24 protein-coding genes and 1 tRNA gene are annotated in these 26,136 nt (G+C 68.4%); 8 read left to right on the top strand and 17 right to left on the bottom strand.

All coding sequences use genetic code 11. The annotated features are described in order from the left end of the window. Positions 1-26: 26 nt before the first annotated feature. The 4 genes from AC1ROD_RS15900 to AC1ROD_RS15885 are packed head-to-tail and all read right to left on the bottom strand — an operon-like array spanning position 27 to position 4,449. A complete protein-coding gene (locus tag AC1ROD_RS15900) occupies positions 27-1,838 on the bottom strand; it encodes an aminopeptidase P family protein (RefSeq protein WP_492949239.1) in 1,812 nt (603 codons plus the stop codon). 40 nt (positions 1,839-1,878) lie between these two features. Beyond that, positions 1,879-2,286: a hypothetical protein gene (locus AC1ROD_RS15895; RefSeq protein WP_492949238.1), complete on the bottom strand. Its 408-nt coding sequence runs from the start codon at positions 2,284-2,286 to the stop codon at positions 1,879-1,881. A gap of 26 nt (positions 2,287-2,312) precedes the next feature. Further along, complete coding sequence (locus AC1ROD_RS15890) at positions 2,313-3,524, bottom strand: DUF3667 domain-containing protein (RefSeq protein WP_492949237.1); 1,212 nt, start codon at positions 3,522-3,524, stop codon at positions 2,313-2,315. Positions 3,525-3,546: 22 nt separating this feature from the next. Then, on the bottom strand, positions 3,547-4,449 hold the full coding sequence (locus tag AC1ROD_RS15885) for an enoyl-CoA hydratase-related protein (protein WP_492949236.1): 903 nt from the start codon (positions 4,447-4,449) through the stop codon (positions 3,547-3,549). Between the two features lie 144 nt (positions 4,450-4,593). Between AC1ROD_RS15885 and AC1ROD_RS15880 the strand changes: the two genes are divergently transcribed. Next, positions 4,594-5,031, top strand: coding sequence for an HIT family protein (locus tag AC1ROD_RS15880; protein WP_492949235.1), 438 nt, complete (start codon positions 4,594-4,596; stop codon positions 5,029-5,031). Between the two features lie 6 nt (positions 5,032-5,037). Here the strand turns inward: AC1ROD_RS15880 and AC1ROD_RS15875 are convergent, their stop codons facing one another. The 4 genes from AC1ROD_RS15875 to AC1ROD_RS15860 form a co-directional block, all read right to left on the bottom strand. Beyond that, positions 5,038-5,754: a CPBP family intramembrane glutamic endopeptidase, BDIM_20840 family gene (locus AC1ROD_RS15875; protein WP_492949234.1), complete on the bottom strand. Its 717-nt coding sequence runs from the start codon at positions 5,752-5,754 to the stop codon at positions 5,038-5,040. 107 nt (positions 5,755-5,861) lie between these two features. Next, positions 5,862-6,929, bottom strand: a complete 1,068-nt coding sequence (locus AC1ROD_RS15870) for an AraC family transcriptional regulator (RefSeq protein WP_492949233.1) — start codon at positions 6,927-6,929, stop codon at positions 5,862-5,864. Between the two features lie 27 nt (positions 6,930-6,956). Then, a complete protein-coding gene (locus AC1ROD_RS15865) occupies positions 6,957-7,256 on the bottom strand; it encodes a hypothetical protein (RefSeq protein WP_492949232.1) in 300 nt (99 codons plus the stop codon). Between the two features lie 103 nt (positions 7,257-7,359). Then, positions 7,360-7,752 (bottom strand): DMT family protein, encoded by a 393-nt coding sequence (locus AC1ROD_RS15860; protein ID WP_492949231.1) that lies wholly within the window; start codon positions 7,750-7,752, stop codon positions 7,360-7,362. Positions 7,753-7,797: 45 nt separating this feature from the next. On the opposite strand from AC1ROD_RS15860, the gene AC1ROD_RS15855 reads away from it, so the two are divergent. Then, positions 7,798-7,873 (top strand) — tRNA-Thr (locus AC1ROD_RS15855). A 510-nt stretch (positions 7,874-8,383) separates the two neighbouring features. Next, a complete protein-coding gene (locus tag AC1ROD_RS15850) occupies positions 8,384-8,908 on the top strand; it encodes a hypothetical protein (protein ID WP_492949230.1) in 525 nt (174 codons plus the stop codon). Positions 8,909-9,006: 98 nt separating this feature from the next. On the opposite strand, the gene AC1ROD_RS15845 is transcribed toward AC1ROD_RS15850, so the two are convergent. Continuing rightward, the gene (locus AC1ROD_RS15845; protein ID WP_492949229.1) at positions 9,007-11,541 is read right to left on the bottom strand and encodes a TonB-dependent receptor; all 2,535 of its coding nucleotides are present in this window, start codon (positions 11,539-11,541) and stop codon (positions 9,007-9,009) included. Between the two features lie 327 nt (positions 11,542-11,868). On the opposite strand from AC1ROD_RS15845, the gene AC1ROD_RS15840 reads away from it, so the two are divergent. Together AC1ROD_RS15840 and AC1ROD_RS15835 are read left to right on the top strand one after the other, a co-directional pair. Continuing rightward, complete coding sequence (locus AC1ROD_RS15840) at positions 11,869-12,249, top strand: BlaI/MecI/CopY family transcriptional regulator (protein WP_492949228.1); 381 nt, start codon at positions 11,869-11,871, stop codon at positions 12,247-12,249. Continuing rightward, complete coding sequence (locus AC1ROD_RS15835; RefSeq protein ID WP_492949227.1) at positions 12,249-14,084, top strand: M56 family metallopeptidase; 1,836 nt, start codon at positions 12,249-12,251, stop codon at positions 14,082-14,084. The genes AC1ROD_RS15840 and AC1ROD_RS15835 overlap by 1 nt, the downstream gene beginning before the upstream one ends. On the opposite strand, the gene AC1ROD_RS15830 is transcribed toward AC1ROD_RS15835, so the two are convergent. Next, on the bottom strand, positions 14,081-14,275 hold the full coding sequence (locus tag AC1ROD_RS15830) for a hypothetical protein (RefSeq protein ID WP_492949226.1): 195 nt from the start codon (positions 14,273-14,275) through the stop codon (positions 14,081-14,083). The genes AC1ROD_RS15835 and AC1ROD_RS15830 overlap by 4 nt on opposite strands. A gap of 253 nt (positions 14,276-14,528) precedes the next feature. Between AC1ROD_RS15830 and AC1ROD_RS15825 the strand changes: the two genes are divergently transcribed. Further along, positions 14,529-15,161 carry a TetR/AcrR family transcriptional regulator gene (locus AC1ROD_RS15825; protein ID WP_492949225.1) on the top strand — a complete coding sequence of 211 codons (633 nt, stop codon included), beginning with the start codon at positions 14,529-14,531 and terminating at the stop codon, positions 15,159-15,161. On the opposite strand, the gene AC1ROD_RS15820 is transcribed toward AC1ROD_RS15825, so the two are convergent. The 3 genes from AC1ROD_RS15820 to AC1ROD_RS15810 are packed head-to-tail and all read right to left on the bottom strand — an operon-like array spanning position 15,158 to position 18,069. Then, positions 15,158-15,844 carry a prepilin peptidase gene (locus AC1ROD_RS15820; RefSeq protein ID WP_492949224.1) on the bottom strand — a complete coding sequence of 229 codons (687 nt, stop codon included), beginning with the start codon at positions 15,842-15,844 and terminating at the stop codon, positions 15,158-15,160. The genes AC1ROD_RS15825 and AC1ROD_RS15820 overlap by 4 nt on opposite strands. 39 nt (positions 15,845-15,883) lie before the next feature. Next, on the bottom strand, positions 15,884-17,785 hold the full coding sequence (gene feoB, locus AC1ROD_RS15815) for a ferrous iron transporter B (protein ID WP_492949223.1): 1,902 nt from the start codon (positions 17,783-17,785) through the stop codon (positions 15,884-15,886). Beyond that, positions 17,785-18,069 carry a FeoA family protein gene (locus tag AC1ROD_RS15810; protein WP_492949222.1) on the bottom strand — a complete coding sequence of 95 codons (285 nt, stop codon included), beginning with the start codon at positions 18,067-18,069 and terminating at the stop codon, positions 17,785-17,787. Before AC1ROD_RS15810 ends, feoB begins: the two co-directional genes overlap by 1 nt. Before the next feature lie 156 nt (positions 18,070-18,225). On the opposite strand from AC1ROD_RS15810, the gene AC1ROD_RS15805 reads away from it, so the two are divergent. Then, positions 18,226-18,708, top strand: coding sequence for a c-type cytochrome (locus AC1ROD_RS15805; protein WP_492949221.1), 483 nt, complete (start codon positions 18,226-18,228; stop codon positions 18,706-18,708). A 13-nt stretch (positions 18,709-18,721) separates the two neighbouring features. On the opposite strand, the gene AC1ROD_RS15800 is transcribed toward AC1ROD_RS15805, so the two are convergent. The 4 genes from AC1ROD_RS15800 to AC1ROD_RS15785 all read right to left on the bottom strand — a co-directional run bounded on the left by AC1ROD_RS15800 (position 18,722) and on the right by AC1ROD_RS15785 (position 24,837). After that, on the bottom strand, positions 18,722-21,955 hold the full coding sequence (locus AC1ROD_RS15800) for an efflux RND transporter permease subunit (RefSeq protein WP_492949455.1): 3,234 nt from the start codon (positions 21,953-21,955) through the stop codon (positions 18,722-18,724). Next, positions 21,955-23,109 carry an efflux RND transporter periplasmic adaptor subunit gene (locus AC1ROD_RS15795; RefSeq protein ID WP_492949220.1) on the bottom strand — a complete coding sequence of 385 codons (1,155 nt, stop codon included), beginning with the start codon at positions 23,107-23,109 and terminating at the stop codon, positions 21,955-21,957. Before AC1ROD_RS15795 ends, AC1ROD_RS15800 begins: the two co-directional genes overlap by 1 nt. Before the next feature lie 163 nt (positions 23,110-23,272). Further along, on the bottom strand, positions 23,273-24,073 hold the full coding sequence (locus tag AC1ROD_RS15790; RefSeq protein WP_492949219.1) for a hypothetical protein: 801 nt from the start codon (positions 24,071-24,073) through the stop codon (positions 23,273-23,275). Then, a complete protein-coding gene (locus AC1ROD_RS15785; RefSeq protein ID WP_492949218.1) occupies positions 24,070-24,837 on the bottom strand; it encodes a class II aldolase/adducin family protein in 768 nt (255 codons plus the stop codon). Before AC1ROD_RS15785 ends, AC1ROD_RS15790 begins: the two co-directional genes overlap by 4 nt. A gap of 168 nt (positions 24,838-25,005) precedes the next feature. On the opposite strand from AC1ROD_RS15785, the gene AC1ROD_RS15780 reads away from it, so the two are divergent. Continuing rightward, positions 25,006-26,133, top strand: a complete 1,128-nt coding sequence (locus AC1ROD_RS15780) for a DUF2336 domain-containing protein (RefSeq protein ID WP_492949217.1) — start codon at positions 25,006-25,008, stop codon at positions 26,131-26,133. Positions 26,134-26,136 lie beyond the last annotated feature (3 nt).

The raw sequence follows: 26,136 nt of genomic DNA, 5'->3' as shown, positions 1-26,136 counted from the left end.
CGCCGCCGCCGAACCGCAAGGCTGGATCAGAGCGGCGCCGCCTGAATTTTCAGCCACTCCAGCGCCTCGCCATCCAGCAGCGGCCCGACCTTGGCCAGGGTCTCGGCGTGATAGGCGTCGACATAGGCGCGCTCGGCCTCGGTCAGCATGGTCACGTCGATCAGGCGGCGATCCAGCGGCGCGAAGGTCAGCTGTTCGAAGCCGTGCATCGGCCGCTCGCCGCCCGGAATGGGCTCGGGCGCGGTGACGACCTGCAGGGTCTCGATGCGGATGCCCCAGTGGCCCTCGCGATAGTAGCCGGGCTCGTTGGACAGGATCATGCCCATCAGCAGCGGCTGGGTGTTGACCGCCTTGGCGATGCGCTGCGGGCCCTCGTGGACGCCGAGATAGCTGCCGACGCCATGGCCCGTCCCGTGATCATAGTCGAGGCCGGCCATCCACATGGGCGCGCGGGCGACCGCGTCCAGCTGGTGCCCCGTGGTGCCGACCGGGAAGCGGATCACGGCCATGGCGATATGGGCCTTGAGCACCAGGGTGAACATGCGGATCTGGTCGGTCGTCGGCTCGCCGATGGCCATGGTCCGGGTCACGTCGGTGGTGCCGTCCAGATACTGGCCGCCGCCGTCGACCAACAGCAGGGAGCCCTTCTCGATGCGGCGGATCTTGTCGCCGACGGGCTTGTAGTGCGGCAGGGCGCCGTTGGGACCGGCCCCGGCGATGGTGTCGAAGGACAGGTCCTTGAGCGCGCCGGTGGCTTCACGGAAGCCTTCCAGCACGCCGGCGATCTCGCGCTCATCCGGCAGGGTGTCCTGGGCCGTGGTGCCGACCCAGTGCAGGAAGCGGGTCAGGGCCGCGCCGTCGCGGATATGGGCCTGACGCGTGCCCTCGATCTCGACCGGGTTCTTGGCGGCGCGCGGCAGGGCGCAGGGGTCCATGGCGCGCACGATCGTCGCCCCAGCCCCTTCCAGCCGGTCGAAATACCAGGCCGAGGACTGCGCCGGGTCGATCAGCACCTTGCGGCCCGACAGGTCGCCGAGCGCTTCGTCGAGGTGGGCGGTGGGCTTGAGCGCAACCGCGTCGCCCAGCCAGCCGGGCAGTTCGTTGGTGACCTTGGCCGGGTCGAGGAACAGCTGGGCCGTGCCGTCGGCGGCGACGATGGCCTGTCCGAGCGGCAGGGGCGAGCGGATCACGTCCCCGCCCCGCACATTGAACAGCCAGGCGATGGAGGACGGGGCGGTCAGGACCGTGACATCGGCGCCGGCGTCGGCGACGGCCCGGCCGATGCGGGCGCGCTTGGAAGCGCTGCTCTCGCCGGAATAGCGGTCTTCGTGCGGAACGACAGGCGCCTGCGGCTGGTCCGGACGGGCGTCGCCCCAGGCCTGATCCAGCGGATTGACGTCAACGGGCTTGAGTTCGGCCCCGGCCTTGGCGGCGGCGCGGTTCAGGGTCGCCAGGGCGTCGGGGCTGTGCAGCCGGGCGTCATAGCCGATGACGGCGCCCTTCGGCGCCCCGGCCAGATAGGCGGGCACCCCGCCCTCGACGAGGTCGAGGATCTCGAACTGGCCCGGATCGACCTGGGCGCGGACCTGCACCGTATAGCGGCCGTCGGCGAAGACGGCGGCTCGGTCCGTGAGCACCACCGCAGCGCCCGCCGATCCGGTGAAGCCGGTCAGCCACGCCAGACGGTCGTTGGCCTCGGGCAGATATTCGTTCTGGTGCTCGTCCTCGTGCGGGACCAGCAGGCCGTCGAGGCCCTGTTCTGCCAGACGGGCGCGAACGAGCGGAAGGTGCTTGGCCCCGAAGGACGGATCGGTGGTTTCATCGAAGGACTGGCGCATGACGCAGACCTAGGCCCGGACGGGCGTCGGCTCAAGGCTGTTACGGCCGGGAGCGCCCCTGCTTTCCGGTGGGATGCTTGTCCGCGAACGCCTGCAACCGTTCACCCCAGCCCGTCAGACGGCCTCCGAAGGATTCCATCTCGGCGCCGCAGCGCTCGGCCTGGACCTTGGCCTCGTCTTCCAGATCGCCGGTGAGGTACTCCGTGAACTGGTCCAGCCAGTCCACCGTGGGCGCCCGGCCCTCAAGCCGGCCCAGATAATAGGCCATTCCCACGGCCAGGCCCAACTGCTCGACCGAGCCTTCTTCCGTCGTGCCGGCGCCGATGGCCATGATCGCCATACACTGCAGATCCGCCCGATTCCGGGGATCGCGCAGCTCGCCTGCCGATTGGGCGCTCGCCGCAGAGGCGATCGCGAAAGAGAGCGTCAGACCGCCGACCCCGGCCATCATTCTTTTCAAGACCGACATCCCGCTCAGTGCCCCGCCATCTCGTTGAAAGCCAGGTACAGCCATAGCAGAGCCAGCATGCTGAAGGTGAAGGTGGTCATGATGAACAGGGCGGTCATCCGCATGATCGTGCCGAAGCCGCTGCGCTGATAGGCGCCCTTCATGTGCAGATACAGATGCACCGGCATGAGCAGGATCAGCCACCAGGCCCAGCCGCCGATAACCATCGACAGCAGCAGGATCACCGTCACCAGCAGCATCTGGAACGACAGGGAGTGCATCGAGAAAACCAGGTGATCAAAGACGTAGAAGCGCCGGTTGAAGATGAACAGCAGGGTCAGCATCAGGGCCGAGACCGGCAGGGCCAGGATGGCGACCCGGTGCAGCCAGATCTCCATGATCAGGGCGAAACGTTCCGGGTCCTCGCGAATGGCTTTCACCCGAACGTCGGCCCAGTGCTTGAACGCCTTCATCCGGGCGCTGTCGCCCTCGCCGACATCGATCAGGTGGTCTTCGCCGTCCTTGCCTTGGGCCGCCTTCTGCTCGGCGACCGCCTGACCGAATTTGGCCCAGTCGCCGTTCACCGCCAGAAGCGCCGTCCGCTTTTCTTCCGCCGTCATGGTCGGATCCATCGCGATCTCGGCCCGCGCCTCATCGAGCGCGGCCCGGGTGTGCGGCGTGTTCGGAAGCGGAAGAAGCCCCGTCGGCTTGTTTTTGGCGCCGTCGGTGGTTCCGTGAGCGCTGTCTGCGGCCTCGGAGCCATTCGTCAGGGGGATGACGGTGGGCGGCTGTCCGTGCTCGCCGGGGACGGTGAGGTTGGTGTGAACGTTGTTATGGCCCGCGTCTTCGCCATGCTCGGCCTTCTTCGTGGCCAGGTGGCTGACGAACAGCACGACCAGCAGGATGACCAGGAACATCCGGAACGGCTGCACCTGCGAGGCGCGCTTGCCGTCCAGGAAGTCGCGGGTCAGCTGCCCGGGGCGACGCAGCAGGTTAGGCAGGGTCTTGAACAGCCGGCCGTCGAGGTGAAGCAGGCTCTCGACCGCCTCGACCAGCAGGTGCCAGGAATTGCGGTGGAAGTCCTCGGCCAGCTGGCCGCAGTTATGGCAGTACGTCCCTTGCAGAGGCGTCTCGCAGTTGGCGCAGGGCGTGCCGACCGGAATATCGGCGTGTTTGCGCTTCCAGCGCAGCCAACCGCCGGTCGAGGCCAGCGCCGCAACTTCGAGTTCCCCTGACATCACGCGCCCCCGCGTCTAGAATCTACACAGCCCAGACGGGTTTACGTTTTTCGAGGAAGGCGCGCACCCCCTCCTGGCCTTCTTGTGAAACACGAGCGCGTGCGATGCGCCTGGCCGTGTCTTCCATGAGACTGTTGTCCAGCTTGTGAGACGCCACATGGTGCACCAGGGCCTTGGCGTCGCCCATGGCGCCGGGCGCGCTGCCGGACAGGCTGTCGGTCAGCATGCTGACGAAGGCGTCGATCGAGGCCGTGTCCGGCAGGACCATGTCGATCAACCCCAGATGGGCGGCATAGTCGGCGTCGAAGGTGTTTCCGGTGAGGAACAGGGCTCGGGCCCGGCGCGCGCCGACCGCCTCGACCACATAGGGGGCGATGGTCGCGGGGATCAGGCCCAGCTTGACCTCGGAGAAGGCGAACTTGGCGCCGTCCACGCCCACGGCCATGTCGCAGGCGGCGACGATGCCCGCCCCGCCGCCCATGGCCGCGCCCTCGACGATGGCGACCGTCAGGGCCGGAACGTCGTGCAGGGCCTTGAGCATCTTCGCCAGGCCCATGGCGTCGTCGCGGTTGTCGCTCTCGGACCAGTCGGCGGCCGAACGCATCCACGACAGGTCGGCGCCCGCGCTGAACGTCCCGCCCGCGCCGCGGATGAAGACCACCCGCACCGTGTCGGCGCCGTGCAGGGTCAGGAAGGCCTCGTGCAGGGCGGCGATGGTCTCGGCGTTGAAGGCGTTCTTCTTCGCGGGCCGGTTGATGGTCAGAAAGACCACGCCGTCGGTCGTCGACTCGATCAGGACCAGATCATTGTCCGCATCGGGTGCGGGATCGATGACCAGCGGCTGGGCGATGGGGTTGGAGTCGGCGACGGCGTTGGCGGCATCGCTGGCGTTGAGGTCGGTCTGGGGGGAGTTGGCGTCGGTCATGTCGGGTCCTCGTTCTCCCGGTCTGAACGCCCGGGCGCGGCTTTGGTCCGCCTTAGGCCGAAAGAAGGCGACGGCAAAGCTCCTCAGGCGCCGCACCCGTCTGCTATCACGGGCGGCACACAGAATCCGCCGACGGAGACGACCATGAGCCTGACGGGCGCCTATGACCCCGAGAACATCTTCGCCAAGATCCTGTCGGGCGGCATCCCTTCGGTGAAGGTGTGGGAGGACGAAGACGTCCTCGCCTTCATGGACGTCTTCCCCCAGTCCGAGGGCCATGTGCTGGTGATCTCGAAAACCTCGCAGGCGCGCAACCTGCTTGAGGTCGAGCCCGAGGTGCTGTCGAAACTGACCGCCGCCGTCCAGCGCACCGCCAGGGCCGTGACCAAGGCGCTTGAACCCGAAGGCTTCTCCATCATGCAGTTCAACGGCGAGGCCGGCGGCCAGACCGTCTACCACCTGCATTTCCACATCATCCCCCGCTGGGCGGACCGGCAGCTGAAGGGCCACGGCCATGCGCCCATGGCCGATGCGGCGGTGCTGAAGGGTCTGGCGGACCGGATCGCGGCTGCGCTGGACTGAGCCCCCTCAGACCAGCAGCATGATTGCATTGCCGAAATTGTGCATCAGCACGGGCAGCAGCAGGCTCCGCGTCTTCAGAACCAGCCACACCCCGATCAGGGACGGCAGGCCGGTCAGGGCCATGGTCATCGGATCGAACGAGAACTGACCGTCCGAAAAGCCGAAGGCGTGGGCCAGTCCGAACAGGGCGCAGGACAGGACGGCGCCGAGGCTCCAGTCGACGCCGAACAGTCTCAGCCGTCCCGAGAAGGCCTGGCCCAGCGCCACGAGCAGGACCCCGCGATAGAAGGGCTCCTCCTCGAACCCGGGCATGGTCAGCTGGAAGGCGATCGTCTCCTTGGACGCGCTCTCGTTGGAAAAGATCAGGGCCATGACCAGAAACAGGCCCGCATAGGCCGCCGTCACCGGCAGGGCCGTCTTCCAGCTTCCGGGCGCCTGAACCAGCGTCAGGCCCGACTTGCGCCAGCCGAACATCGGCAGCGCGGCAACCGCCAGCGTCACGGCCAGCGCCATCACCTTGCCCTGCCAGTTCCAGTCGCTGTGGGGGATCAGGTCCGGCATCAGGCCCCAGACCCGCGTCAGCATGGCGTCGTTGACAACCACCAGCCCCGCCGCCGCCAGCAGCCAGAACCACGACGTCTTGCCCGGAAGCAGCAGGCCGAGCGAGCCGCCGACCACGAGCAGAAGAGCGACCACGCCCAGAATGCCGATAAGTCCGTCCACGCCGTTCCACTCCACTGGCCGAAAGAGGGCGACGGATAGGATGGAAAGCGGCGACCGGGCTTCTCAGAACCCGGCGGACCGCATCTCAAAACCTTGCAGCGGCGTTTTTACGCTGCGGGCGCCGTGTGACGAATATCAGCGCCGGTTGGGCCGAGGCGCGCCTGCCGCCACGCCCCGGGACTGACGCCCTCAGCCTGCTGGAACACGCGGTTGAACGACGGCAGGGAGGCGAAGCCGCTGTCCATGGCGATGACGATCAGCTTGTCCCCGTGTCGCGCGGGATCGGCGAGCAGCCGCCGGGCCTCGGCCATGCGCGCGGCGTTGAGGAAGGTGCGGAAGTGGTCATAGCCCAGCCGGTGGATGATCAGCCGCCGCACCGCCCGCTCCGACGCACTCATCATGCGCACGACGGCCGGAAGGTCGAGGTCAGGATCCAGCCAGACCTTGTCGACCTCCATCAGACGCCGAAGCCGGGCCTCCAGCACGGTATCCTCGCCTGAGAGATCAACCCGCGTCCGGCTTTTGCCCGGCGACGGGACTGCGGCCCGCTCTCCGCCGAGGAGCAGCAGCCAGCCGGTGAAGGCCAGCACCGCCGCGTTCTGGGCGATGGAGAAGAGCTGCGGTTGCCAGTCCAGACCGAAGGCCAGATCCGCGCCCATGTCGGCCAGAAGCTGGGCGGCGGGCAGGATCGCGACCCACAGGCGCGAGCGGCGGCGACCGTCGATCAGATCGCCTTCACGGTCGCGGATCAGCCGCCAGGCCAGCCAGGCCATCATCCCCAGCCCCATGGCGATCAGGAGGAAGGACAGGCCGCGCTGGGCGAGGACCTTACCGAACACGCCGCGGTCGGCGCAGGCCACGACCATCCAGCTCAGGCCGACGACCAGCACCGACCCGCGCGGCCTGAAGGTCCAGTCGAACACCGACAGGCAGAACCACCAGAGGAAGGCGACCGTCAGACCGCTGAGCAGAACCGCCAGATGACCGATGGGACCGCCGAGCTGCAGCGCAGACACCGGCGTATTGCCCGCCAGAAAGCCGCACAGGCACAGGGCCAGGGGCGCGAACCAGCGGTCGTCCGCCCGATCCCTGCGCCGCCATTTGCCGATCGCGGCGACCACCAGAAGGGTCGCTCCGGCGACACGGACGATGACGTCGAGCTGATCCAGCGGCATGGCTGGACCCTATAGGCCGGCTCGGGATCAGAAAATCCCCACCGCCCCCTGGGCCCAGACGAACAGGACGACGGCCAGGATGCCGAGGCCCAGGGCCAGCCGCAGCTGAAGCCCCCTGGCGCGCCAGAACACCAGCTCAAAGGCCAGACCCGCGCCGCCCAGCAGGACGGCGGCGAAGATGAAGTCGAAGGCGGTCCAGTTGACCTCGTGGGTGAAGCGCATGGCGATCGCCGGCGTAGCCAGCAGCACCGCGATCAAACCCCAGCCGATCACCCGGACCGGATTGAGGAAGGGCTTGCCGGCGGTGTGTGAAGAGATGTGGGTCATGGGTTCGTCCCTGCGCTCGTGTCCCCTTCCCCTATGCCGCGCCGCCGCCGGAAAGGCGTGTGGAGGTTCAGAGGATTTTCCCTGCACGGAAAATCCTTATCCCTCAGAACGGCCCGCGGAAGATGAACCAGGCGCCACCGAAGATCATGGCGAAGCCCACCGCATGGTTCAGCGTCAGCTTCTCGCCCAGCACCGTCACCGAGAAGACGGCGAAGACCAGCAGCGTGATGACCTCCTGCATCGTCTTCAGCTCGGCCGCCGAATAGACCGTATGGCCGATCCGGTTGGCGGGCACGGCCAGGCAGTATTCGAAGAAGGCGATGGCCCAGCTGACACCGACCACGATCCACAGCGGTTTCGAGCCGAACTTCAGGTGTCCGTACCAGGCGAAGGTCATGAAGACGTTCGACGCCACGAGCATCAGAATCGGGGCGATGTAGGGAAACGACAGGCGCATCAGCGCAAGATGCTTGCCCGCGACGCTTTCCGCCAGCATAACCCGCGCCGGACGCGGCCCGACCGCGTCCTCCTTCGCTAGAGGGCCGGCTTAGCTCAGTTGGTAGAGCGCCAGTTTTGTAAACTGGATGTCGCGGGTTCGATTCCTGCAGCCGGCACCAGCCGTTGCCGGGAAAGCCCGCCACATCCCCCAGATCCACAAGTATCCACTCGCGCGGCCCGCTGTGGAGAAGTTGGAGACTTGTTCACAGGCCCGACTCGCCCGCCCTGTTAGCAGGCACGCAAGATTTGGGGAGCATGATGTTGCGGGACACTAGCCGTAGTCGGACCCCGCCCATGAACTTCCGCGCGCCGCCGCCGAGCCCCGTCCCGCGTCCGGGCGGATCGGTTGACAGCCCGGAGCGTTAGAATATCTATGCGACGCTCGATCTTTGAAACCGTGGGCCATCCCGTGACGACGAAATCCTTGAGCCGTCCGGATGTCGAAGGCCTCCAAGAAACGGCGTTCAACAAACGCAGTTCCCCCCCTTCCTCGGCTCCTTCCCGTACCGTAAAGCTGAACAACGGAATGGTTTTCAGCATGGTTCGGGGAGATATCTACCATCGTGCGGTCCGCGGGAAAAAATAAGACGAGGACGGACGCATCAGCGGCTGGTCCACCCCCGAAAAGCGTGCCGCTCGCCTTGGAAGCGGACTCGGCCTTCAGCAGGGCCTTCGACAATTTCGTAGGCGGCGACCCCGACGACGTGGAGGGTCTGCTCGCCTATGCCTTGTACAAGCGCACCATTCGGGATCAGTGCAAATTCGGCGGAAGCACCAGCACCGGCGCCGACCGCAATCCCCCCGACAGCGAGGTTCAGACCTACAAGAATTCCGCCCGCCAGATGTTAGAGGGCGTGATGCAGGCCTATGAGGACCAGGTGAAGGACGTCTGGCAGCAGTCTTATTTCGAAGCCCGGCTTTCCGAATGGAAGGGGGAAATCAAGGGACTGATCCGCAACCGGACCTCCACCGCCAGCCAGATCATTGTCAATCTGGTCGCTTGGATCATCACGATTTTTCTGACCGTGGTCATCTATTTCGCGACGAAAGCCGACACGATGGACAATGTCGCCAAGGACGGTGTCGAACGGACCATTACCCAGCCTGCGGAGACCCCGAACCCGGTCACCTCACCGCAAGCGCCTACGGGCTGACCCTCGCCCCCTCCCAGGAGCAGATTCGCGGCCAAACGAAAACGGCCGGTGCGTCGCCGCACCGGCCGTCGTGGTTTCGAGCCTTGCGGCTTCGGGTCTTAGAAGCTGACGGTGGCTTCCAGGCCGAAGGTGCGCGGGGCGTTGAAGTTGCCGTAGTCGCCCATGACGTTGCCGATGCTGCCCGTGGTCAGGCTGGTGGTCGGCGCGGCCGGCAGGCTGTTCGACGGGTCGCGGCGGAAGACGTACTGTTCGTCGAACAGGTTACGACCCCAGAGGCTGACCGTCAGGTCCTGGGTGTCGCCGACGCGGATGTCGGCGAGCGAGATGCGGCCGTTGAAGATCAGCGACGAGTCGTTCTTCGTTTCGAACTGGTCGAACGCCTGGGTGGCGTCGGCGTAGTTGCCGTCGAAGTGGAAGCGCAGGTTGGCCGCGCCGCCGAACACGGCGTGCTCATAGTCGATCGAGGCGCTGACAGCGTTCTTCGGGGTGAAGACGATGTAGAAGCGCTGGTCGACCGGGGCGGCGCAGGTGGTCACCGGCGGCGTGCCCGTGGTCACGCAGTTGGTGATCTTGACCAGCGGGATTTCCGTGTCCGTGTAGGCGTAGGACGCGTTCAGGGTCAGGCCTTCGATCGGGCGCAGGGTGAACTCGGCCTCGAAACCACGGATTTTCGTGGTGCCGGGGGCGTTGATCGTGACCAGGTTGTTGAAGCTGGTGGCCGAACCGCCGGAAGAGGCGAACTGGATCGACGAGATGTCGACCTGGCTGTCGTCACGGTCCATGGCGTAGGCCGCCAGGTTCACCCGGGCGCGGTGATCCATGAAGTCGCCCTTGAAGCCGGCTTCATACGAACGGACATCTTCCGGACCGAAGGCCTGGTAGTTGGCCGTCCGCGAGCTGGCGCCGCCCGAGCGGTAACCCGTGGCGTATTTGGCGTAGACGTGGACATCGTCCGAGACGTCATAGGCGACGGTCGCGGTCGGGTTGAAGCGTTCCCAAGTCTCGTTCAGCGGCGAGTAACCGTTGGCGGCGGCGATCGTCGGGTTGGTGGCGTAGTTGACGTTGCGCGAGAACGTCAGGGCGCCGTCCTTGTGGTCGCGGGTGTAGCGGCCGCCGGCGGTCAGGTGCAGGCGGTCGCTCACGTTCCAGGTCACCTGGCCGTAGGCGGCGTAGCTGGTCGATTCCACTTCCGAGGCGCGGTCGATCGAGCGGCAGCCCGGTTGCGAGCCGAAGCCGCCCGAACCCGTGCAGGGGTCGATGACGACGTAGGAGTAGCCCGTGGTCTGACCGGCGGTGGTGTAGCCCTGGATGGCCATCGAGGCCGGGGTCGCGGCGTCGTCCTCGACGTTTTCCTTGAAGTAGAACAGGCCGGCGACGAAGTCGAACGAACCGGCCGAACCGACGGCCTGGAACTCCTGGCTGAACTGGGTCTGGTGCAGGTCGGCCAGCGAGTAGCGGCTGAAGTTACAGGCCGTGCCGGTGCAGCCCGGAACCACGACCGGCGGACGGTGGGCGCCGCCCGAGTTGTCCCACTGGGTCGCATCCACGCCGCGGTAGGCGGTGATCGAACGCAGCTGGATGTCGTCGGTGATGTCGTAGCGCAGGGTGTTGGTATAGCCGAAGGTCTCGTCGACGCTGGGCTGTTGCGGCACGCCGATGTCGGCGACCTTCATGCGGCTGTCGCCGTTGACGACCACGCCGGGGAGCAGCGGACGGACCGTGCCGGTCAGCGAGGTGTAGGAGGTGCCCGGCAGGGTACAGGCCGGGACGGCGGACTGGGCGCCGGCGACGCAGCCGTTCGGGTTGTAGTTCAGCAGCTGGCTGTAGAACGGCGTGTTCTCATCCGTCGCCGTGTCGTAGGCGAAGATGTTGGTCAGCTTCGCGGTCGGGGTCCAGCGCAGGGCCGCGCGGATGCCCTGGCGGTCGTAGTAGTTCCAGCCCGTCTGACCGGCGAGCGGGTTCTCGGTGGTGGCGTCCTGGTGCTGGATCACGCCGTCGATCTTGAAGGCGAAGTTGTTGTATTCCGGCAGGTCCAGGTGGATTTCCTGGCTGTAGGAACCGTAGTTGCCGACGCCGCCGCCGATGCGGCCGCCGAACACGCCGGTGGGCTCGCGGGTGACGATGTTGAGGGCGCCGCCCTCGGTGTTGCGGCCGAACAGGGTGCCTTGCGGACCGCGCAGGACTTCGATGCGCTGGGTGTCGAACAGGGCGGCGTTCAGGCCGTGCTGGCGGGCCAGATAGACGCCGTCGACGTAGATGCCGACGCCCTGCTCACGGGCGGGCTGGTTGGCGTCCAGCGGCACGATGCCGCGGATGCCGACGGTCAGGGCGCTCTGGCGGGCTTCGAAGGTCGCGACGCGCAGCGAGGGGACGGCGCCGTCGGCCAGGTCGTACAGGCTCTGGACGTGACGGTCCTTGAGGATTTCCGCACTGACCACCGAGACGGCGATCGGGGTGTCCTGCAGGTTGGTTTCGCGGCGCGTGGCGGTGACGACGATGTCGTCCAGGCCGGTCACCTGCTCTTCCGCGGCGGCGGGAGCGGCGGTCTGGGCCTGGGCGAAGGCCGGGATAGCAGCAGCCATGAGAGCGCTGCCCAGCAGAAGCTGGACGCGCAGTTTGTTTTGGCGGTTCATTATTGTCCCCTGAGTGAGGACCCGGAACCTAGGACCGAATTGTATTGGTCAGTTCACAGCATTGATACGGCCAAATGTATTCTGCGTGACGCCAGAGTGTAGGCTGGGTGACGTCCATATGTCCCGATCGTGTCGGTTTTGATACATGGCGCGAGGCCTGCCGCCGGATGACCGGCCAGCTTCCCCGACGGCGCCTGCGAGCGGAAATCCAGACCCGGCCGGGCTTTCACCCACCCTACGGCGAGTTCATCTCGCCGCCTCATTCCCGACCCAATTCGCTACGCATGTAGCGCTACAGATGTAGCGACACATCGCGAAGGAACTGTCATGATCGAGGCTCTCCCCCGCCGGGAACGCGAGGTGTTCGAGACACTGTGCCGACTCGAAACGGCGGCGGTCGCCGATGTGCGCGACGCCCTGGCTGATCCCATCAGCGATTCCGCCGTCCGCACCCTGCTGGCCCGGCTGGAGGCCAAGGGGCTTGTGGCCCGTGCGCCGGGTCCGTCCGGCGTCGTCTACCGCCCCGTGCCGCGCACCGACGCCGTCGCCGCCGGAGCCTTGCAGAAGATGATCGACACCTTCTTCGCCGGATCGGCGGCCAGCGCCGCCACCGCCCTGCTGGGTCTGGGCCAGAGGCTGACGCCCGAAGAGGCCGCCACGCTCGAGCGCGCCATCGACGACGCCACCGAAAGGAAAGGAAGCCGGTGATGACCCTCGCCCTGTTTCTCTCCCTGCTGATCAAGTCCAGCCTCGTGGCCGGCGCCGGTCTCGCCGCCGCCCACTGGATCGGCCGCCGCCCCGCCGACCGGGTCGACATCCTGCGCGCCACGGTCTGCGTGCTGCTCGCGCTGCCCGTGATCGCGGCCTTGCTGCCCTCGCTGCAACTGGCGATCCTGCCGCCCCCGCCCGTCCCTGCCGTCGCCGTCGATCCCCTGTGGGCCGGCGAGATCGGCCCTGTCGCCGGGATGGAGGTCTCGGGCGTCCTGCCCCCGCCCTCCCCCGCCCTGATCGCCGCCCTCGTCTGGATCCTGGGCGCCGTGGCCATCGTCGGCCGGTTCGTCGTCGGACTGGTCACCCTGGACCGCTGGACGCGCGAGGGCCGCGTCGTCACCGCCCCCGCCTGGCTCGCCCCCCTGGCCCGGCTGTCGCCCGCCCCGCGCCCCCGGCTGGTCAGCAGCGACCGCCTGTCCAGCCCGCTGAGTTGGGGGGTCTCGCCCGGCGTCATCGTCGTCGATCCCGCCAGCCTGACCGCCATCGAGACCGCCCTCGCCGTCCTCGCTCACGAACTGGCCCATCTGAAGCGGCGCGACTGGATCTTCCTGATCCTGTCGCGGCTGGCGGTGGCCCTGTTCTGGTTCAACCCCCTGGTCTGGCGGCTGCACGCCGTCCTCGCCGCCCGCTCGGAAGAAGCCGCCGACGCCGAAGCCCTGCGCACCGTCGACGCCCCGACCTACGCCCGCGCCCTGGTTCGCCTCGCCGCCTGCCCGCCCACTCTCTCGCACGCCGCCACCCCCATGGCCGCGAACACCCACACTCTCAAAAGAAGGATCGCCTGCATCATGAGCGCCTCTCCCAACCGCCGCCGCCCTCTGACCGTCGCCCTGACCGTCGCCGCCCTCGCCGCCGTCGCCACTCCCCTGGCCGCGCTGGAGCTCAGCGAACAGGGCCTGGAAGTTCCGCCCCTGCCGCCGATCCCGGCGATGCCCGCCCTGCCTGCGATGAGCGCCGTCGTCGCGCCTCTCGCCCCGCTCGCGCCTCTGGCCTCATGGTCGGATCAGGACGGCGATCTGGCCGCCCCGCCCGCGCCCCCGGCTCCTCCGACGCCGCCTCCCGCCCCTGCTGCGGCCGATGACTGGTCGATGAGCGCGCCTCCGGCTCCGCCGGCTCCGCCCGCACCCGCCGCGCCTCTGGCCCTCCCGACGCCGCCGGCCCCTCCGGCGCCCCCCGCGCCGCCGGCCGCCCGGACCACCTACAGCTACGGCTACGGCTATACGGTCACGCGGGACGCCACGCCCGAGGAGCGCCGCGCCGCGGAAGCCGCCCGCGCTCAGGCCACAGAGGCCCGCCAGCAGGCCGATGTCGCGCGTCAGGCCGCCGCCGCCGCCCGCGCCCAGGCCGCCCAGGCCCGCTCTCGCGCCATGGCGGACGCCCGCGCCAATGCCGCGCCGCGTGCAAACGCCGACGCCCGCGTCCAGGCGGAGGCGGCCCGCGCCCAGGCTCGCGCCGCTATGGCCGCCTCCGAACAGGCGCGCGCCAACGCCGACGTGGCCCGCCAGCAGGCCACCCGCGCCCGCGCCGACGCCCGCGTCCAGATGGGTAACGGCGCCCGCCAGATGCACAATGGCGCTGATCAGATGCGTGAAGAGGCGGCTCGCCTGCGCGATCCCGCCTATCGCGCCCGTCAGATCGCCGAGGCCCGGGAACAGGGCCGGACGCTCACCGACGAACAGCTTCTGGAAGTGTCGCGGACCCTGCCCGCTCGGGCCGATGAACTGGACCGTCGCGCCGACGAGCTTCAGCGTCGGGCCTCTGACCCGGTCTAGGGTTGGGGTGAGCGGTCGCTGATTGCGTTGCGGGCCTGGGTCTGGGCCAGGTCCTGGTTGGGCGCCAGGCCCGTGACGATCTTGCGGCCGTCCTCGTCGATTACCGTCCAGACCCAGGGCCCGGCGCCGGGCGAACCGGCGTCCTCGGGCTGGATAGAATAGGACAGGGCGGTATCGACGGGCAGATCCATCGCTCAGCCTCTTTCGAGCGCAAACGGCGAAGTCGCCGCCGGAGACAGCCGACACGATAGCGCCGGTCCACAGCCGTTACCAAGTCGTAAATATCCGCAGACCCGCGTTGGGCGAATGCAACCAACCGGCACGCTGCGCGTTGACGCGCCGCACCAAATCTGGCGAAACAAATGGATGGTCCGGAAACGGCCCATTTCCTCCCTTCTCGCCTCAGGTCGAGAGCGAACGCGCCCCGCCGGACGACACTTCCCCATGGCCCCGACCAATATCAACAAGCTGGGACACCGGATCGGCGCCCGCGGCGGTCGCACCCGCGCCTCCATCTTGGCCGCCACGCGCCGCCTGCTCGACAGCCGCCATCTCGGCGAGATCCGCGTCGCCGACGTCGCCGCCGAGGCCGATCTGTCGCCGTCGAACTTCTACACCTACTTCAAGACCGTCGAAGAACCCGTTCTGGCGCTTTGCGAAGACTGCGCCACCGACTTTCAGGTCCTGGCCCGTCATCTGGACGGCGACTGGTCGGGCGAACAGGCCTTCAACGCCGCCCGCGCCTATGTCGTCGACGTCCTTGCCTTCTGGCAGGAGCACGGCCCGGTGCTGCGCATCGAACATATGCTGGCCGACAAGGGCGAGGCCGGTTTCATCGAGAGCCGGGTCAAGCGCCTGCGCCGCGTCCACCTGGCCTTCGAACGCCGCATCGCCCAGGCCCACGCCACCGGCTATCACGCCAAGGGTCTGGACCCGCGCCTGACCTCCTATCAGGTCGCCAATCTGGTCGAGGCCATGGCCGACGGCTTCGAACTGCTGCGGCGCGGCGACACGGCGCCCGAGACCATCATCGACACGACCGCCCATATCGTCGTGAAGATCGTAACGGGCCGCTAGAGGCCCAGCGGGCCGTACAGCCAGGTCAGCCAGACCCCGAGCGCCAGCAGGGTCCCGAACGGCATCCGGTCCGCGCCGCGCACCGAACGCCGCCGCAACAGCCGCCACAGAACGACGCAGAGTCCGGTCGCGCAGGCCCACAGCATCACGCTGGGCAGGCCTGTCCAGCCGACCCAGGCCCCCGCCCCCGCGAACAGGATGGGATCGCCGCCGCCCAGTCCGTCGTGTCCGCGCACACGCCGGTACAGCCACGACAGCAGCCACAGCAGGCCAAAGCCCAGAGCCGCTCCGGCGATCTGTGCGATCGGCACGCCTCGCGTCAGCAGACCCATGGCGATCAGGCCCGAGACGATCAGCGGCAGGGTGAGCACGTCCGGCAGCCAGAAATGTTCGGCGTCCACCACCGCGATCAGCAGCAGCAGCCAGCCCAGCAGCGCGCCCGCGACGGCGAAGCCCCAGCCATGCCCGCCCAGGGGAGTGGCGAGCACCGCCCAGACCCCGATCCCGGCTGAAGCCAGACTGAAAAGGATATGCCGCCGCGACACCGCCCTTCGGACCCACGGCCCGGCCTCGACGGCGACGCCTTCCTCGCGCGGCAGCCTCACGCTGATCACGGCCAGCGCCTGCCCGACGGCCAGCCCCAAAAGACCCAGCAGAACGGCCGTGACGACGGGAAGCGGCATGGACGAATCCGGCGCCGCGCCCTGTGCGGCCCTCCGGGCTTAGCCCCCGACCGTCCCGCCGCCAAGGGCGACGGCCACGTGGTAGGTGATGAACGACGCCAGATAGGCCAGGCCGAACATGTAGGCGACCATCACCCACATCCAGCCCCAGCTGTTGGTCTCGCGCTTCACGACGCCGAGCGTCGCCACGCACTGGGGTGCGAAGATGTACCAGGCCAGGAAGCTGAGGCCGGTGGCCAGCGACCACTGGGCCGCGAGCGTCGCGCCCAACAGGCTGCCGGCGCTGTCGGCGTCGGCGATGGCGTAGACGGTGCCGAGCGCCGCCACGGCGACCTCGCGCGCGGCCATGCCGGGCACCAGGGCGATGACCATCTGCCAGTTGAAGCCGATGGGCCGGAAGATCGGCTCCAGCGCATGCCCCACCATCCCGGCGAAGGAATAGTCGATGGCCGGGCCCGTCGCGCCCTCGGGCGGATAGGGGAAGGTCCCCAGGACCCAGATCAGGATCATCAAGGGCAGGATGATCCGCGCCGCCCGCTCCATGAAGATCCGCGCCCGGACCCACAGATTGAACAGGACGCTCTTCAGATCGGGCATCTTGTAGGTCGGCAGCTCCATCATGAAGGGCTCGACCGCGCCCCTCCAGAACACCTTGCGGATGACGAAGGAGACGATCAGGGCCGAGAGGATGCCCGCGGCGTAGAGACCGAACATCACCAGCCCCTGCAGGTTCACGAAGCCCCAGACGGTCTCCTGCGGAATGAAGGCGCCGATGATCAGGGTGTAGACCGGGATGCGGGCCGAACAGGTCATCAGGGGGGCGACCAGGATGGTGGTCATCCGGTCGCGTTTGGCGTCGATCACCCGCGCGGCCATGACGCCGGGGATGGCGCAGGCGAAGCTGGACAGCAGGGGAATGAAAGCCCGCCCGTGCAGCCCGGCGCCGCCCATGATCCTGTCCATCAGGAAGGCCGCCCGGGCCATATAGCCGAAGTCTTCCAGCAGGATGATGAAGGCGAACAGGATCACGATCTGCGGCAGGAAGACCATTACGGCGCCGACCCCGGCGATGACGCCGTCGACCAGCAGGCTCTGGAGCAGGCCCCACGATCCCTCGTCGGGAATGACCGCCCCGACCAGACCGCCCAATGCCGCGAAGCCTGCGTCGATGCCGTCCATCAGCGGGGTGGCCCAGCTGAACACGGCCTGGAACATCACGAACAGGATGGCCAGCAGGATGACCAGACCGGCGACGGGGTTCAGCAGCACGGCGTCGATCTTGCCCGTCAGGGTGTCGGGGCGCTCGGGCGGACGCACACAGTCGCGCATGATCTGTTCGGCGCGGCGATGGGCCTCGCGAATCTCGGCGGCGTTCGGCGCATGCCAACCCCCTTCGCCCGTCTCACCGCGCGCGGCGGTCAGGGTCAGGTTCTCGACCTGCGAAATCAGCTCCTCGATCCCGCGCTTGCGCGTCGCGACCGTGGTCACGATCGGCAGGCCCAGCTCGGCCTGCAGCTTCTCCAGATCGATGCGCAGCCCCTGACGCTGGGCGATGTCGTACATGTTGAGGGCCAGCACCATCGGCCGCCCGACCTGCTTCAGCTCCAGCACCAGACGCAGCACGAGGCGCAGATTGGTGGCGTCGGCGACGCAGATGATGGCGTCCGGCTCGGCCTCTCCGGCCAGCTTGCCGAGGACGGCGTCACGCGTGACCTCCTCGTCCGGGCTGCGGGCGCGCAGGGAGTAGGTGCCCGGCAGGTCCAGCACCGACAGGCTGCGGCCCGAGGCGGAGCGGATGATCCCCTCCTTCCGCTCGACGGTGACGCCGGCGTAGTTGGCGACCTTCTGATGGGCGCCGGTCAGGGCGTTGAACAGGGCGGTCTTGCCCGAGTTGGGATTGCCGACCAGGGCGACCCGGGCGGGACGAACGGCGATGTCCATTATTCGGCGGCTTCCGCAATGTCGTCGCCGAGGCGAAGGGTCAGGCTGGCGGCTTCTTTCCGACGCAGGGCCACGCGCATGTCGTCGACCTTGACCGCGATCGGGTCGCGACCGAACAGGCCCTCGTGGATCAACTCGATCCGCGCGCCCTCGACCAGACCCAGCTCCAGCAGGCGCCGCTCCAGCTCGGTCTCCGCCGCCTCGTGATGGCAGTGCGTCCCCACGGAGGTGATGACGCCGCGATCGCCCACCCGGGCCTCGCTGAGCTTGATGACATTGGACATTCTGGACACTCGGACGCGAAGATCGGCGACGGGCTAAAGGTCGCCGTACCTGTGACTGATTATCAGGTGCGATATGGTCGCGTCCATAGGTCAAGCTGACCGATTGCACCCGTCCGCGCTTGGGCTATCAGGGAAGTCGACAGGCGGGAGACGACCATGGCGCGCGCGATACTGGCGGGAACGATGCTGGCAGCGGCGACGCTTCTGACCGGCTGCGGATCGGGCGAGCAGACGCCGGCGGCTCCGCCCGTGCCCGTTCCGCCGCCCCTGACCGACGCCCAGCGCGCGACCATGCTGGCCGCCCTGCCCGCCCCCTACAACACCGCCGATCTGGAACACGGAGCCAGGGTCTTCGCCCGCTGCAAGGCCTGCCACACCGCGACCGCCAACGGTCCGAACATGACGGGGCCGAACCTCTACGGCGTCATCGGCCGGGTCGCCGGGACCCATCCGGGCTACAACTATTCGAAAGCGGTGAAGGGCGCCGGCTTCGCCTGGGACGACGACCACATCGACCACTGGCTGGCCAATCCGCGCAGCTTCCTGCCCGGCAACAAGATGACCTTCCCCGGCCTCCCCGACGCCGAGGACCGCCGCGACGTCATCGCCTGGCTGAGCGTCGAGGCGGCGAAGAGATAAACCGGGCCTGACCCTATTCCGCCGCGTGCGGAACGGGGTCGTTGGCCGTGGCTTCCTGGGCTTCCCACTGTTCGATCTTGCGGGCCGTCCATTCGGGCGACTTGGTGAAGCGCGCCAGCGCGCCGTAGATCACCGGCACCACGAACAGGGTCAGCAGGGTCGAGAACATCGCGCCGGTGAAGATCACCACCCCGATGGTCTGGCGGCTGCCCGCCCCCGCCCCGTGCCACAGCACCAGCGGCAGGGCGCCGAAGGCCGTGGCGATCGAGGTCATGATGATCGGGCGCAGACGCAGGGTCGAGCTCTCGATGATCGCCTCGCGGATCGACCGGCCCTGGTCGCGCAGCTGGTTGGCGAACTCGACGATCAGGATGCCGTTCTTGGCCGCGACCCCGATCAGGATGATCAGGCCGATCTGCGAATAGATGTTCAGGCTGGACCCGGCCATCAGCAGGCCGAACAGACCGCCCGCCGCCGCCAGAGGCACCGTCAGCATGATCACCGCCGGAGTGATCCAGCTCTCGAACTGGGCCGCCAGCACCAGGAAGACCAGCAGCAGGGCCAGGCCGAACGCCGCGCCGACCGCGCCGCCCGCTTCCGCCTGATCGCGCGCCGCCCCGCCCCACTGGATGGCCACCACGCCCTGCGGCTGTTTGGCGGCTTCCGCGTTCAGGAAGGCCACGGCGTCGGCGATGGTCTCGCCGGGGTTCAGGTCGGCCTGCAGGCTGATCGAGCGCTGACGGTCCAGACGGCGACGGTCCGGGGTGTCGCCCGAGGTCTTGGTGTCGACCACCGAGGACAGAGGCACCAGCGTCCCCGATCCGGTCGAGACATACAGCCCCTCCAGATCGCCGACGCCCGAACGGTTGACCCGGTCCGTCTGCAGGATGACGTCATATTCCTGACCGCCCCGGATATAGGTCGTGGCGCGGCGGGAGCCGAACATGGTCTCCAGCGTCCGGCCAATCTCCTGCGAGGAGACGCCCAGCGCCGCCGCCTTCTCCGGATCCACATCGACCAGCAGACGGGGGGCGTTGGGCTCATAGTTCAGGCGCGGGCGCGAGAAGCCGGGGTTCTCCAGCGCGGCCGCCAGCACCGGCTGCAGCCAGCGATAAATGTCCTCGTATTCCGGCCCGGTGACGATCATCTCGACCGAGTTGGAGTTACCGCCGCCCCCGCCGCCGCCGCGCTGGAAGGCTCCGGGGATGGAGGCGTTGACCTGGGCGCCCGTCTGGCCGCGCAGCTTGCCGTTCAGCTCCTGCGCGATCTGGTCGGCGGCGCGGTCGCGCTCGGACCAGTCCTTGAGGATCAGGGTGGCGTTGCCGGAGTTGTAGCTGCCGCCGCCGAAGCCGGGCGAGGAGATCAGATAGCTCTCGACCTCGCCGTTCTCCTTGTACTGGGCCAGGATCGGCTCGAGGCCGAGCATGATCTTCTTCGTATAGTCGAAGCCGGCGCCTTCCGGCCCCTGCACCCGCACCTGCACCCGGCCCCGGTCTTCCTGGGGCACCAGTTCGTTGGGCAGGACGAAGAACATCCCGACCGCCCCGCCCCCGACCACCAGGATCAGGGCGATCACGCCGATGACGGCGATGCGGCTGCCGACCAGCAGGTCCAGCGAGGCGCCGTAGCTGTTCTTGAGCACGTCCATCGCCTTGTCGACGCGCTGAGCCACCCAGCCCGAACCGGACGCGGGTTTGAGAATCTTGGACGCCAGCATCGGCGACAGGCTGAGCGCCAGGAAGGCCGAGAAGGCCACGGCGGCCGCGATCGCCGCCGCCAGTTCGACGAACAGCCGCCCGACGTATCCGGGCAGGAACAGCAGCGGCGCGAACACCGCCAGCAGGACGATGGTCGTGGCCACGACGGCGAAGAAGACCTGACGCGCCCCGCGCTCGGCGGCGACCAGCGGCGGCTCGCCATGGTCCAGACGGCGCTGGATGTTCTCGGTCACCACGATGGCGTCGTCGACCACCAGACCGATGGCCAGCACCAGCGCCAGCAGGGTCAGAAGGTTCAGCGAGAAGCCCAGCGGCGCCAGGACGATGAAGGTCGCCAGCAGACAGATCGGGGCCACGATCGAGGGGATCAGCGCCGCCCGGAGGCTGCCGAGGAAGATGAAGTTCACCAGCGCCACCAGGGCCAGCGAGATGCCGATGGTGATCCAGACTTCGGAAATGGCGTGGGAGGTGAAGACCGAGTTGTCGGAGCCGACGACCAGTTCAGTGCCCGGCGGCAGGCTGGCCTGCATCTCGACCAGGGCCTTGCGCACACCGTCCGAGATGGCGAGGTCGTTCGACTGGGCCTGACGGGTCACGCCCAGACCGATCTGGTCCAGACCGTTGCCGCGGAACAGACGGCGTGCCTCGGCGGGGGCCTCTTCCACCCGGGCGATGTCGCCCAGACGGGTTACATAGCGGTTGGCGCCGATGATCGCCCCGGTCGTGCCCGAGGTCGAAGGCTGGGTGGTGTTGGTATTGGTCGTGGTCGCCGCCGTCGGGGCCGAACCCGCCGTGCCGATCGGCAGCAGGGCGAAGTCCTCGGCCCGGGCATAGGTGCGGGCCACGCGGACCGTATAGTCCTTGTCGGTCGATTCCAGCGCCCCGGCCGGAAGCTCGACGTTCTGGGCGTTCAGGGCGTTCTCGACCTGGGTCACGGTGATGCCGCGCGCGGCCATGGCTCCGGCGTTCAGCCAGATGCGCATGGCGTAGCGCTGCTCGCCGAAGATCTGGGCCTGGGCCACGCCGGGCACCGTCGCCAGACGGTCCAGCAGATAGCGGTCGGCGTAGTCGGTCAGCTCCAGCCGGTTCATCGTCGTCGACCGCAGGAACAGGATCATGATCGGCGAGGAATCGCTGTCCGCCTTGGACACTTCCGGCGGATCGGCCTGTTCGGGCAGGCGGCCGACGACACGGGCGACACGGTCGCGCACGTCGTTGGCGGCGTCGTCGATATTGCGGTCCAGCGAGAACTCGATGGTCACGCTGGATCGGCCGTCGCGGCTGGACGAGGTGATCCGCTCCACGCCCTGGATACCGGCGATCTGCTGCTCTACCGGCTCGGTGATGCGGTTCTCGATGACCTCGGCCGAAGCCCCGGCGTAGCTGGTGTTGATCGAGACGACCGGCGGATCGACGTCCGGCAGTTCGCGCACCGGCAGGAAGAAGAAGGCCGCCGCGCCGATGACGCACAGCACGATGGCGGCCACCGCCGCGAAGACGGGCCGCCGGACCGCGACGTCGGAGAGCATCATCGTGCGGCGCCCTGACCAGCGGCCTGGGCCGGGGCTTGGCCGCCCTGACCGCGACCACCGCCGCCACGTCCGCCGCCCACGGTGACCGGGGCGTTGGGCTGGATGCGGTTCAGACCGCCGCCGACGACCTTGTCGCCGATGCTCAGGCCCGAAACGATCTCGACGAAGCCGCCCTCGACGGCGCCGGTCTCGACCTCGACGCGCTGGGCGGTCGAGCCCTTCTCGCCCCTGGCGATGCGATAGACGAAGGCGCCCTGGCCTTCATACTGGATGGCGGCCTCGGGCACGGCGGCGCTCTGGCGCTGACCCTGGGCCACGGCGACGCGCATCAGCATGCCGGGGCGGATGCGGCCGCCGGGGTTGGGGAACTCGGCCCGGGCGGTGACCGCGCGGGTCGCCTCATTGATGCGGGTGTCGATCAGGGCGATGCGGCCCTGGAAGGCCTCACCACCGAAGGCGTCGGCGGTGGCGGTCAGGGGAAGGCCGGGACGCAGCACGCCCAGATACCGTTCCGGCACCGGGAAATCGACGCGGATGACATCGGTATTGTCCAGGGTCGCGATCACCGCGCCCGGGTTGATCAGGGTGCCCGCCGTGACCGTGGTCAGGCCCAGGACGCCGGCGAAGGGCGCGCGGATCATCCGGTCGCCGCGACGCGCCTCGGCCGCCGCCAGCGAGGCGCGCGCCGTCGCCAGCGCGGTCTCGGACTGTTCGGCGGTCACGCGCGGGGCGATGCCCTTCTCGGCCAGGGCGCGATAGCGTTCGTATTCGCGCTCGGCCTGGGTCACCTGGGCGCGGGCCTCGATGATGCCGGCGTCTTCCTCGCGCGCCTGCAGCTGCACCAGAGGCGCGCCGGCGGCGACACGCTGGCCGTCGCGGAACAGGACGGCGGTGATCAGCTCGGTCGAGTTGGAGGTGATGTTCACCGACTTCAGCCCGCGGGCCACGCCCAGCACCCGGATGGTGTCGCTGAAGGATCGCGAGGCCACCGTCGCTTCCGACACCTGCTGCCCCCGTCCGCCGCGACCGCCGCCCGGCGCAGCCTTGGCCGCCCCTTCGTCCTTGGCGAAGGCGATGTGCAGCACCGCGGCGACGACCATGAGGCCGAGCATGACGCCGGCGGCGACAAGGAAGAAGTGGCGTTTGATCACGCGGGTACTCTCGGGAGCCGTGGGGGACGGACGTCTGAAGACTTCTCAGGCGGGGTCGGACATAGCCGGTCCTGCCGTCGAGGCAACTAAAGTCTGTGTAACGCGCGCGGTTCGTAACTCCGTCGGTCGCGAATGTCGCAGTCGGGGCTTTTTCCGGGCGATTTCAGAACCGGCGCCAGACCGCCAGAACCGGCCCGCCCGAGATCGGCGTCTCGCGCCCCGCCGCCGTCTGTCGCCAGCCTGCCTGCAGGCTCCAGTCGCCAAATCGACGCACCACCGAGGTTTCGACCGACAGCCAGCGCGCGCCGTTGACGCCCCCATCGTCGTCCGCCGTTCCGCCGAAGGCCTGGGCCAGCACCATCCAGTCTTCGCCGAAATGGCCGCCGAGGGTGAAATCCACCCGCGTCTCGTCCGGCAGGCCGTCCCGCATCCGCCGCGCCGCCTGAAGCTCGACGAACGACCGGTCCGGGCCCCAACGCGCCGGAAGGCCGCCGAACGACCGCCCGACCGAGACCCGCGCCTCGAAATCATGGTCGCCGACGCCCGGGGCGGCGTATCCGGCGTTGCGCCCCTCCCCCGCCGAGGCGTAGCCGCCGTAGACGCTGACGGCCGTCTTGTCGTCGCGCCAGACCTGCCAGGTCAGGCCAATCTCCAGCGGACCGCGCCCCTCGTAGTCGACGAACTGGTCCTCGCCGTCCTGCCAGTCGCCCTTGAACTGAACCGTCAGCCGGTCGGTCACGCCGTACTCTGCAAACACGCCTACCGAGGTGTCACGGCGATTCTCAGGCAGGTCGACGCGGTCGCCGTCGGGGTCGAAGCCCTCATCGGCGCGCATGTCCTCATATTTGACGATGATCTGGCCCTTGCCCTTGGGCTGGGTCCAGGCGCCGGCCCAGACCGGACCAACGGCCACGGAGGGCAGAAGGACCGCGACGCCTGCGAGAAGCGCCGCGGCCGCCTTCAAGCGTCGTAGCCCGGGGATTTGCGGTCCAGCATGCGCAGGGCGCCCGGCCAGGCCAGGGCCGCGACGAAGGGCAGCCCCCCGCCCTGCTGTTTGGTCTCTTCCTGCGCTGCGTCCGGGGCGATCAGGACGTGCTCGCGGCCACCGGACAGGGCCGCCACCTGCTGGGCGCAGGCCCGCTCCAGGAAGAACATGCCGATCCACGCCGCCGCCGCCGTCTGACCGACCGCCAGCGTTCCGTGATTGCGAAGCAGCATCAGCGGCTTGTCGCCCAGATCCGCCACCAGCCGCTCGCGCTCGTCATGGTTCAGGGCCAGGCCCTCATAGCCGTGATAGGCGACCTGATGCTGCAGCAGACAGGCGTTCTGGCCGATCGGCAGCAGCCCCTCCTGCTGCGCCGCCACGCCCACCCCTGCCGTGGTGTGCAGGTGAATGACGAAATGGGCGTCCTCGCGCGCCGCATGGACGGCCGAGTGGATGGTGAAGCCCGCCGGATTGATGAAGCTCTGGGTCTCCTGAACGATGTTGCCGTCCAGATCGACCTTCACCAGCGCCGACGCAGTCATCTCCTCGAAGTACCAGCCGTAGGGGTTGATCAGGAAATGATGCTCAGGGCCGGGCACCCGGGCCGAGATATGGGTGAAGATCATGTCGTCCCAGCCGTGCAGGGCGACCAGCCGGTACAGGGCGGCCAGATCCACCCGGGCCTGCCATTCGGCCTCGGAAACGCGGGACTTCAGACTTTGCGGGGCGGCGCCGTCGGCCATGGGGGTATCCTTCCTGTCGCCTCTCCGGGCGTAGAGGTCACCGTCTTCCTCTGCCCCGTGCGCGTCAAGCGTGACCCAAGGTAAGGTTGATGGACCATTAACCCAGTTTTCATGACCGGTACCGCACTCTGCGATCCAGAATCGGACCTGATCCGACCGGAGTTCGCCGTGACCGCAGTCGCCTCGTTGCAAACCTTCGCACCCACGCGGCCCGCGAGCTTCTCGCCCGCAGACCTGCTGACTCTCGCGAAGAGCCGCACCACAGACGATCGGCAACGGCTGCTGCTGGGTATCGCGGCCCTGTGCGACTCGACCCCGGCCGGCGCCGAGGTCTCGCCGGTCCTGACCGAGATCTTCCTCACCCTGGCCCGTCAGGCCGAGCACGACATCCGCAAATCCCTGGCCGAGAGCCTGGCCGGCGCCGAATGGGCGCCTCTGGCCCTGGTCAATATGCTGGCCCTCGACGAGATCGAGATCGCCCGCCCGATCATCGCCAACAGCCCACTGCTCAAGGATCATGACCTGATCCGCATCCTGGTCGAGGCCACGGTCGAGCATCATATCGAGGTCGCCCGTCGCCCGATGCTGAGCGGCGCCGTCGCCGACGCCATCATCGACGCCGCCGAGCCCGCGACCATGACGGCGCTCGCCTCCAACCGCACCGCCGAGATCAGCGAGGGGGGTCTCAGCCGACTGGTCGAGCAGTCGCGCCGCGTCGCCGCCCTGCGCGCGCCCCTGACCCGCCACCCGCGCCTCAACGACGTCCTGGCCCGCGAGCTCTACGGCCTCGTCGGTCAGGCCCTGCGTCAGGCCATCGGCGAGCGCTTCCGCGTCGACGACGCCTGTCTGGCCAAGGCGATCGAGACGGCCGTGATCAGCGTCGGCCCCGGCCGCGCGCCGGTCCCCTCAGCGCCCCAGCCCAGCCACTCCGAGCGCGAGGAGATGGAGCGCCGTCTGGTCGCCAAGCTGCAGAGCGCGGGCCAGCTGCGCGCCGGCTTCCTGATCCGCGCGATCCGCGAGAAGCGTCTGAGCCTGTTCGAACACTCGCTGGCGGCGCTGGGCGGCTTCAGCATCGCCCAGGTCCGCGCCGCGGTCAGCCGCCCCTCGCCCCAGGCCCTGTTCCTCGCCTGCAGCGCCGTCGGCATCGACCGCGCCGTCTTCCCGGCCGTGCTGGACGAGATCCGCAAACTGACCAACGGCCTGCCCGGCTGGGGCGGAGATTGGGGCATGGCCGGCGCCTCCCAGACTGACGCGGCGCGGGAATTCCGCCTCATGGTCGCTGACGTCGCGGCCTGACGT

This window comes from Brevundimonas sp. GW821-FHT12E07 (genome assembly GCF_058807035.1).
This window is presented reverse-complemented; position numbering and strand designations above follow the sequence as displayed.

Coding starts and splice junctions, on each gene's coding strand:
- AC1ROD_RS15900 (WP_492949239.1), bottom strand. CDS start 1,838: ATGCGCCAGTCCTTCGATGAAACCACCGATCCGTCCTTCGGGGCCAAG.
- AC1ROD_RS15830 (WP_492949226.1), bottom strand. CDS start 14,275: ATGGATCTGCCCGTCGATACCGCCCTGTCCTATTCTATCCAGCCCGAG.
- AC1ROD_RS15870 (WP_492949233.1), bottom strand. CDS start 6,929: ATGCCGCTGGATCAGCTCGACGTCATCGTCCGTGTCGCCGGAGCGACC.
- AC1ROD_RS15865 (WP_492949232.1), bottom strand. CDS start 7,256: ATGACCCACATCTCTTCACACACCGCCGGCAAGCCCTTCCTCAATCCG.
- AC1ROD_RS15840 (WP_492949228.1), top strand. CDS start 11,869: ATGATCGAGGCTCTCCCCCGCCGGGAACGCGAGGTGTTCGAGACACTG.
- AC1ROD_RS15835 (WP_492949227.1), top strand. CDS start 12,249: ATGACCCTCGCCCTGTTTCTCTCCCTGCTGATCAAGTCCAGCCTCGTG.
- AC1ROD_RS15785 (WP_492949218.1), bottom strand. CDS start 24,837: ATGGCCGACGGCGCCGCCCCGCAAAGTCTGAAGTCCCGCGTTTCCGAG.
- AC1ROD_RS15800 (WP_492949455.1), bottom strand. CDS start 21,955: ATGCTCTCCGACGTCGCGGTCCGGCGGCCCGTCTTCGCGGCGGTGGCC.
- AC1ROD_RS15805 (WP_492949221.1), top strand. CDS start 18,226: ATGGCGCGCGCGATACTGGCGGGAACGATGCTGGCAGCGGCGACGCTT.
- AC1ROD_RS15820 (WP_492949224.1), bottom strand. CDS start 15,844: ATGCCGCTTCCCGTCGTCACGGCCGTTCTGCTGGGTCTTTTGGGGCTG.
- AC1ROD_RS15885 (WP_492949236.1), bottom strand. CDS start 4,449: ATGACCGACGCCAACTCCCCCCAGACCGACCTCAACGCCAGCGATGCC.
- AC1ROD_RS15880 (WP_492949235.1), top strand. CDS start 4,594: ATGAGCCTGACGGGCGCCTATGACCCCGAGAACATCTTCGCCAAGATC.
- AC1ROD_RS15890 (WP_492949237.1), bottom strand. CDS start 3,524: ATGTCAGGGGAACTCGAAGTTGCGGCGCTGGCCTCGACCGGCGGTTGG.
- AC1ROD_RS15845 (WP_492949229.1), bottom strand. CDS start 11,541: ATGAACCGCCAAAACAAACTGCGCGTCCAGCTTCTGCTGGGCAGCGCT.
- AC1ROD_RS15860 (WP_492949231.1), bottom strand. CDS start 7,752: ATGCTGGCGGAAAGCGTCGCGGGCAAGCATCTTGCGCTGATGCGCCTG.
- AC1ROD_RS15825 (WP_492949225.1), top strand. CDS start 14,529: ATGGCCCCGACCAATATCAACAAGCTGGGACACCGGATCGGCGCCCGC.
- AC1ROD_RS15895 (WP_492949238.1), bottom strand. CDS start 2,286: ATGGCCGGGGTCGGCGGTCTGACGCTCTCTTTCGCGATCGCCTCTGCG.
- feoB (WP_492949223.1), bottom strand. CDS start 17,785: ATGGACATCGCCGTTCGTCCCGCCCGGGTCGCCCTGGTCGGCAATCCC.
- AC1ROD_RS15810 (WP_492949222.1), bottom strand. CDS start 18,069: ATGTCCAATGTCATCAAGCTCAGCGAGGCCCGGGTGGGCGATCGCGGC.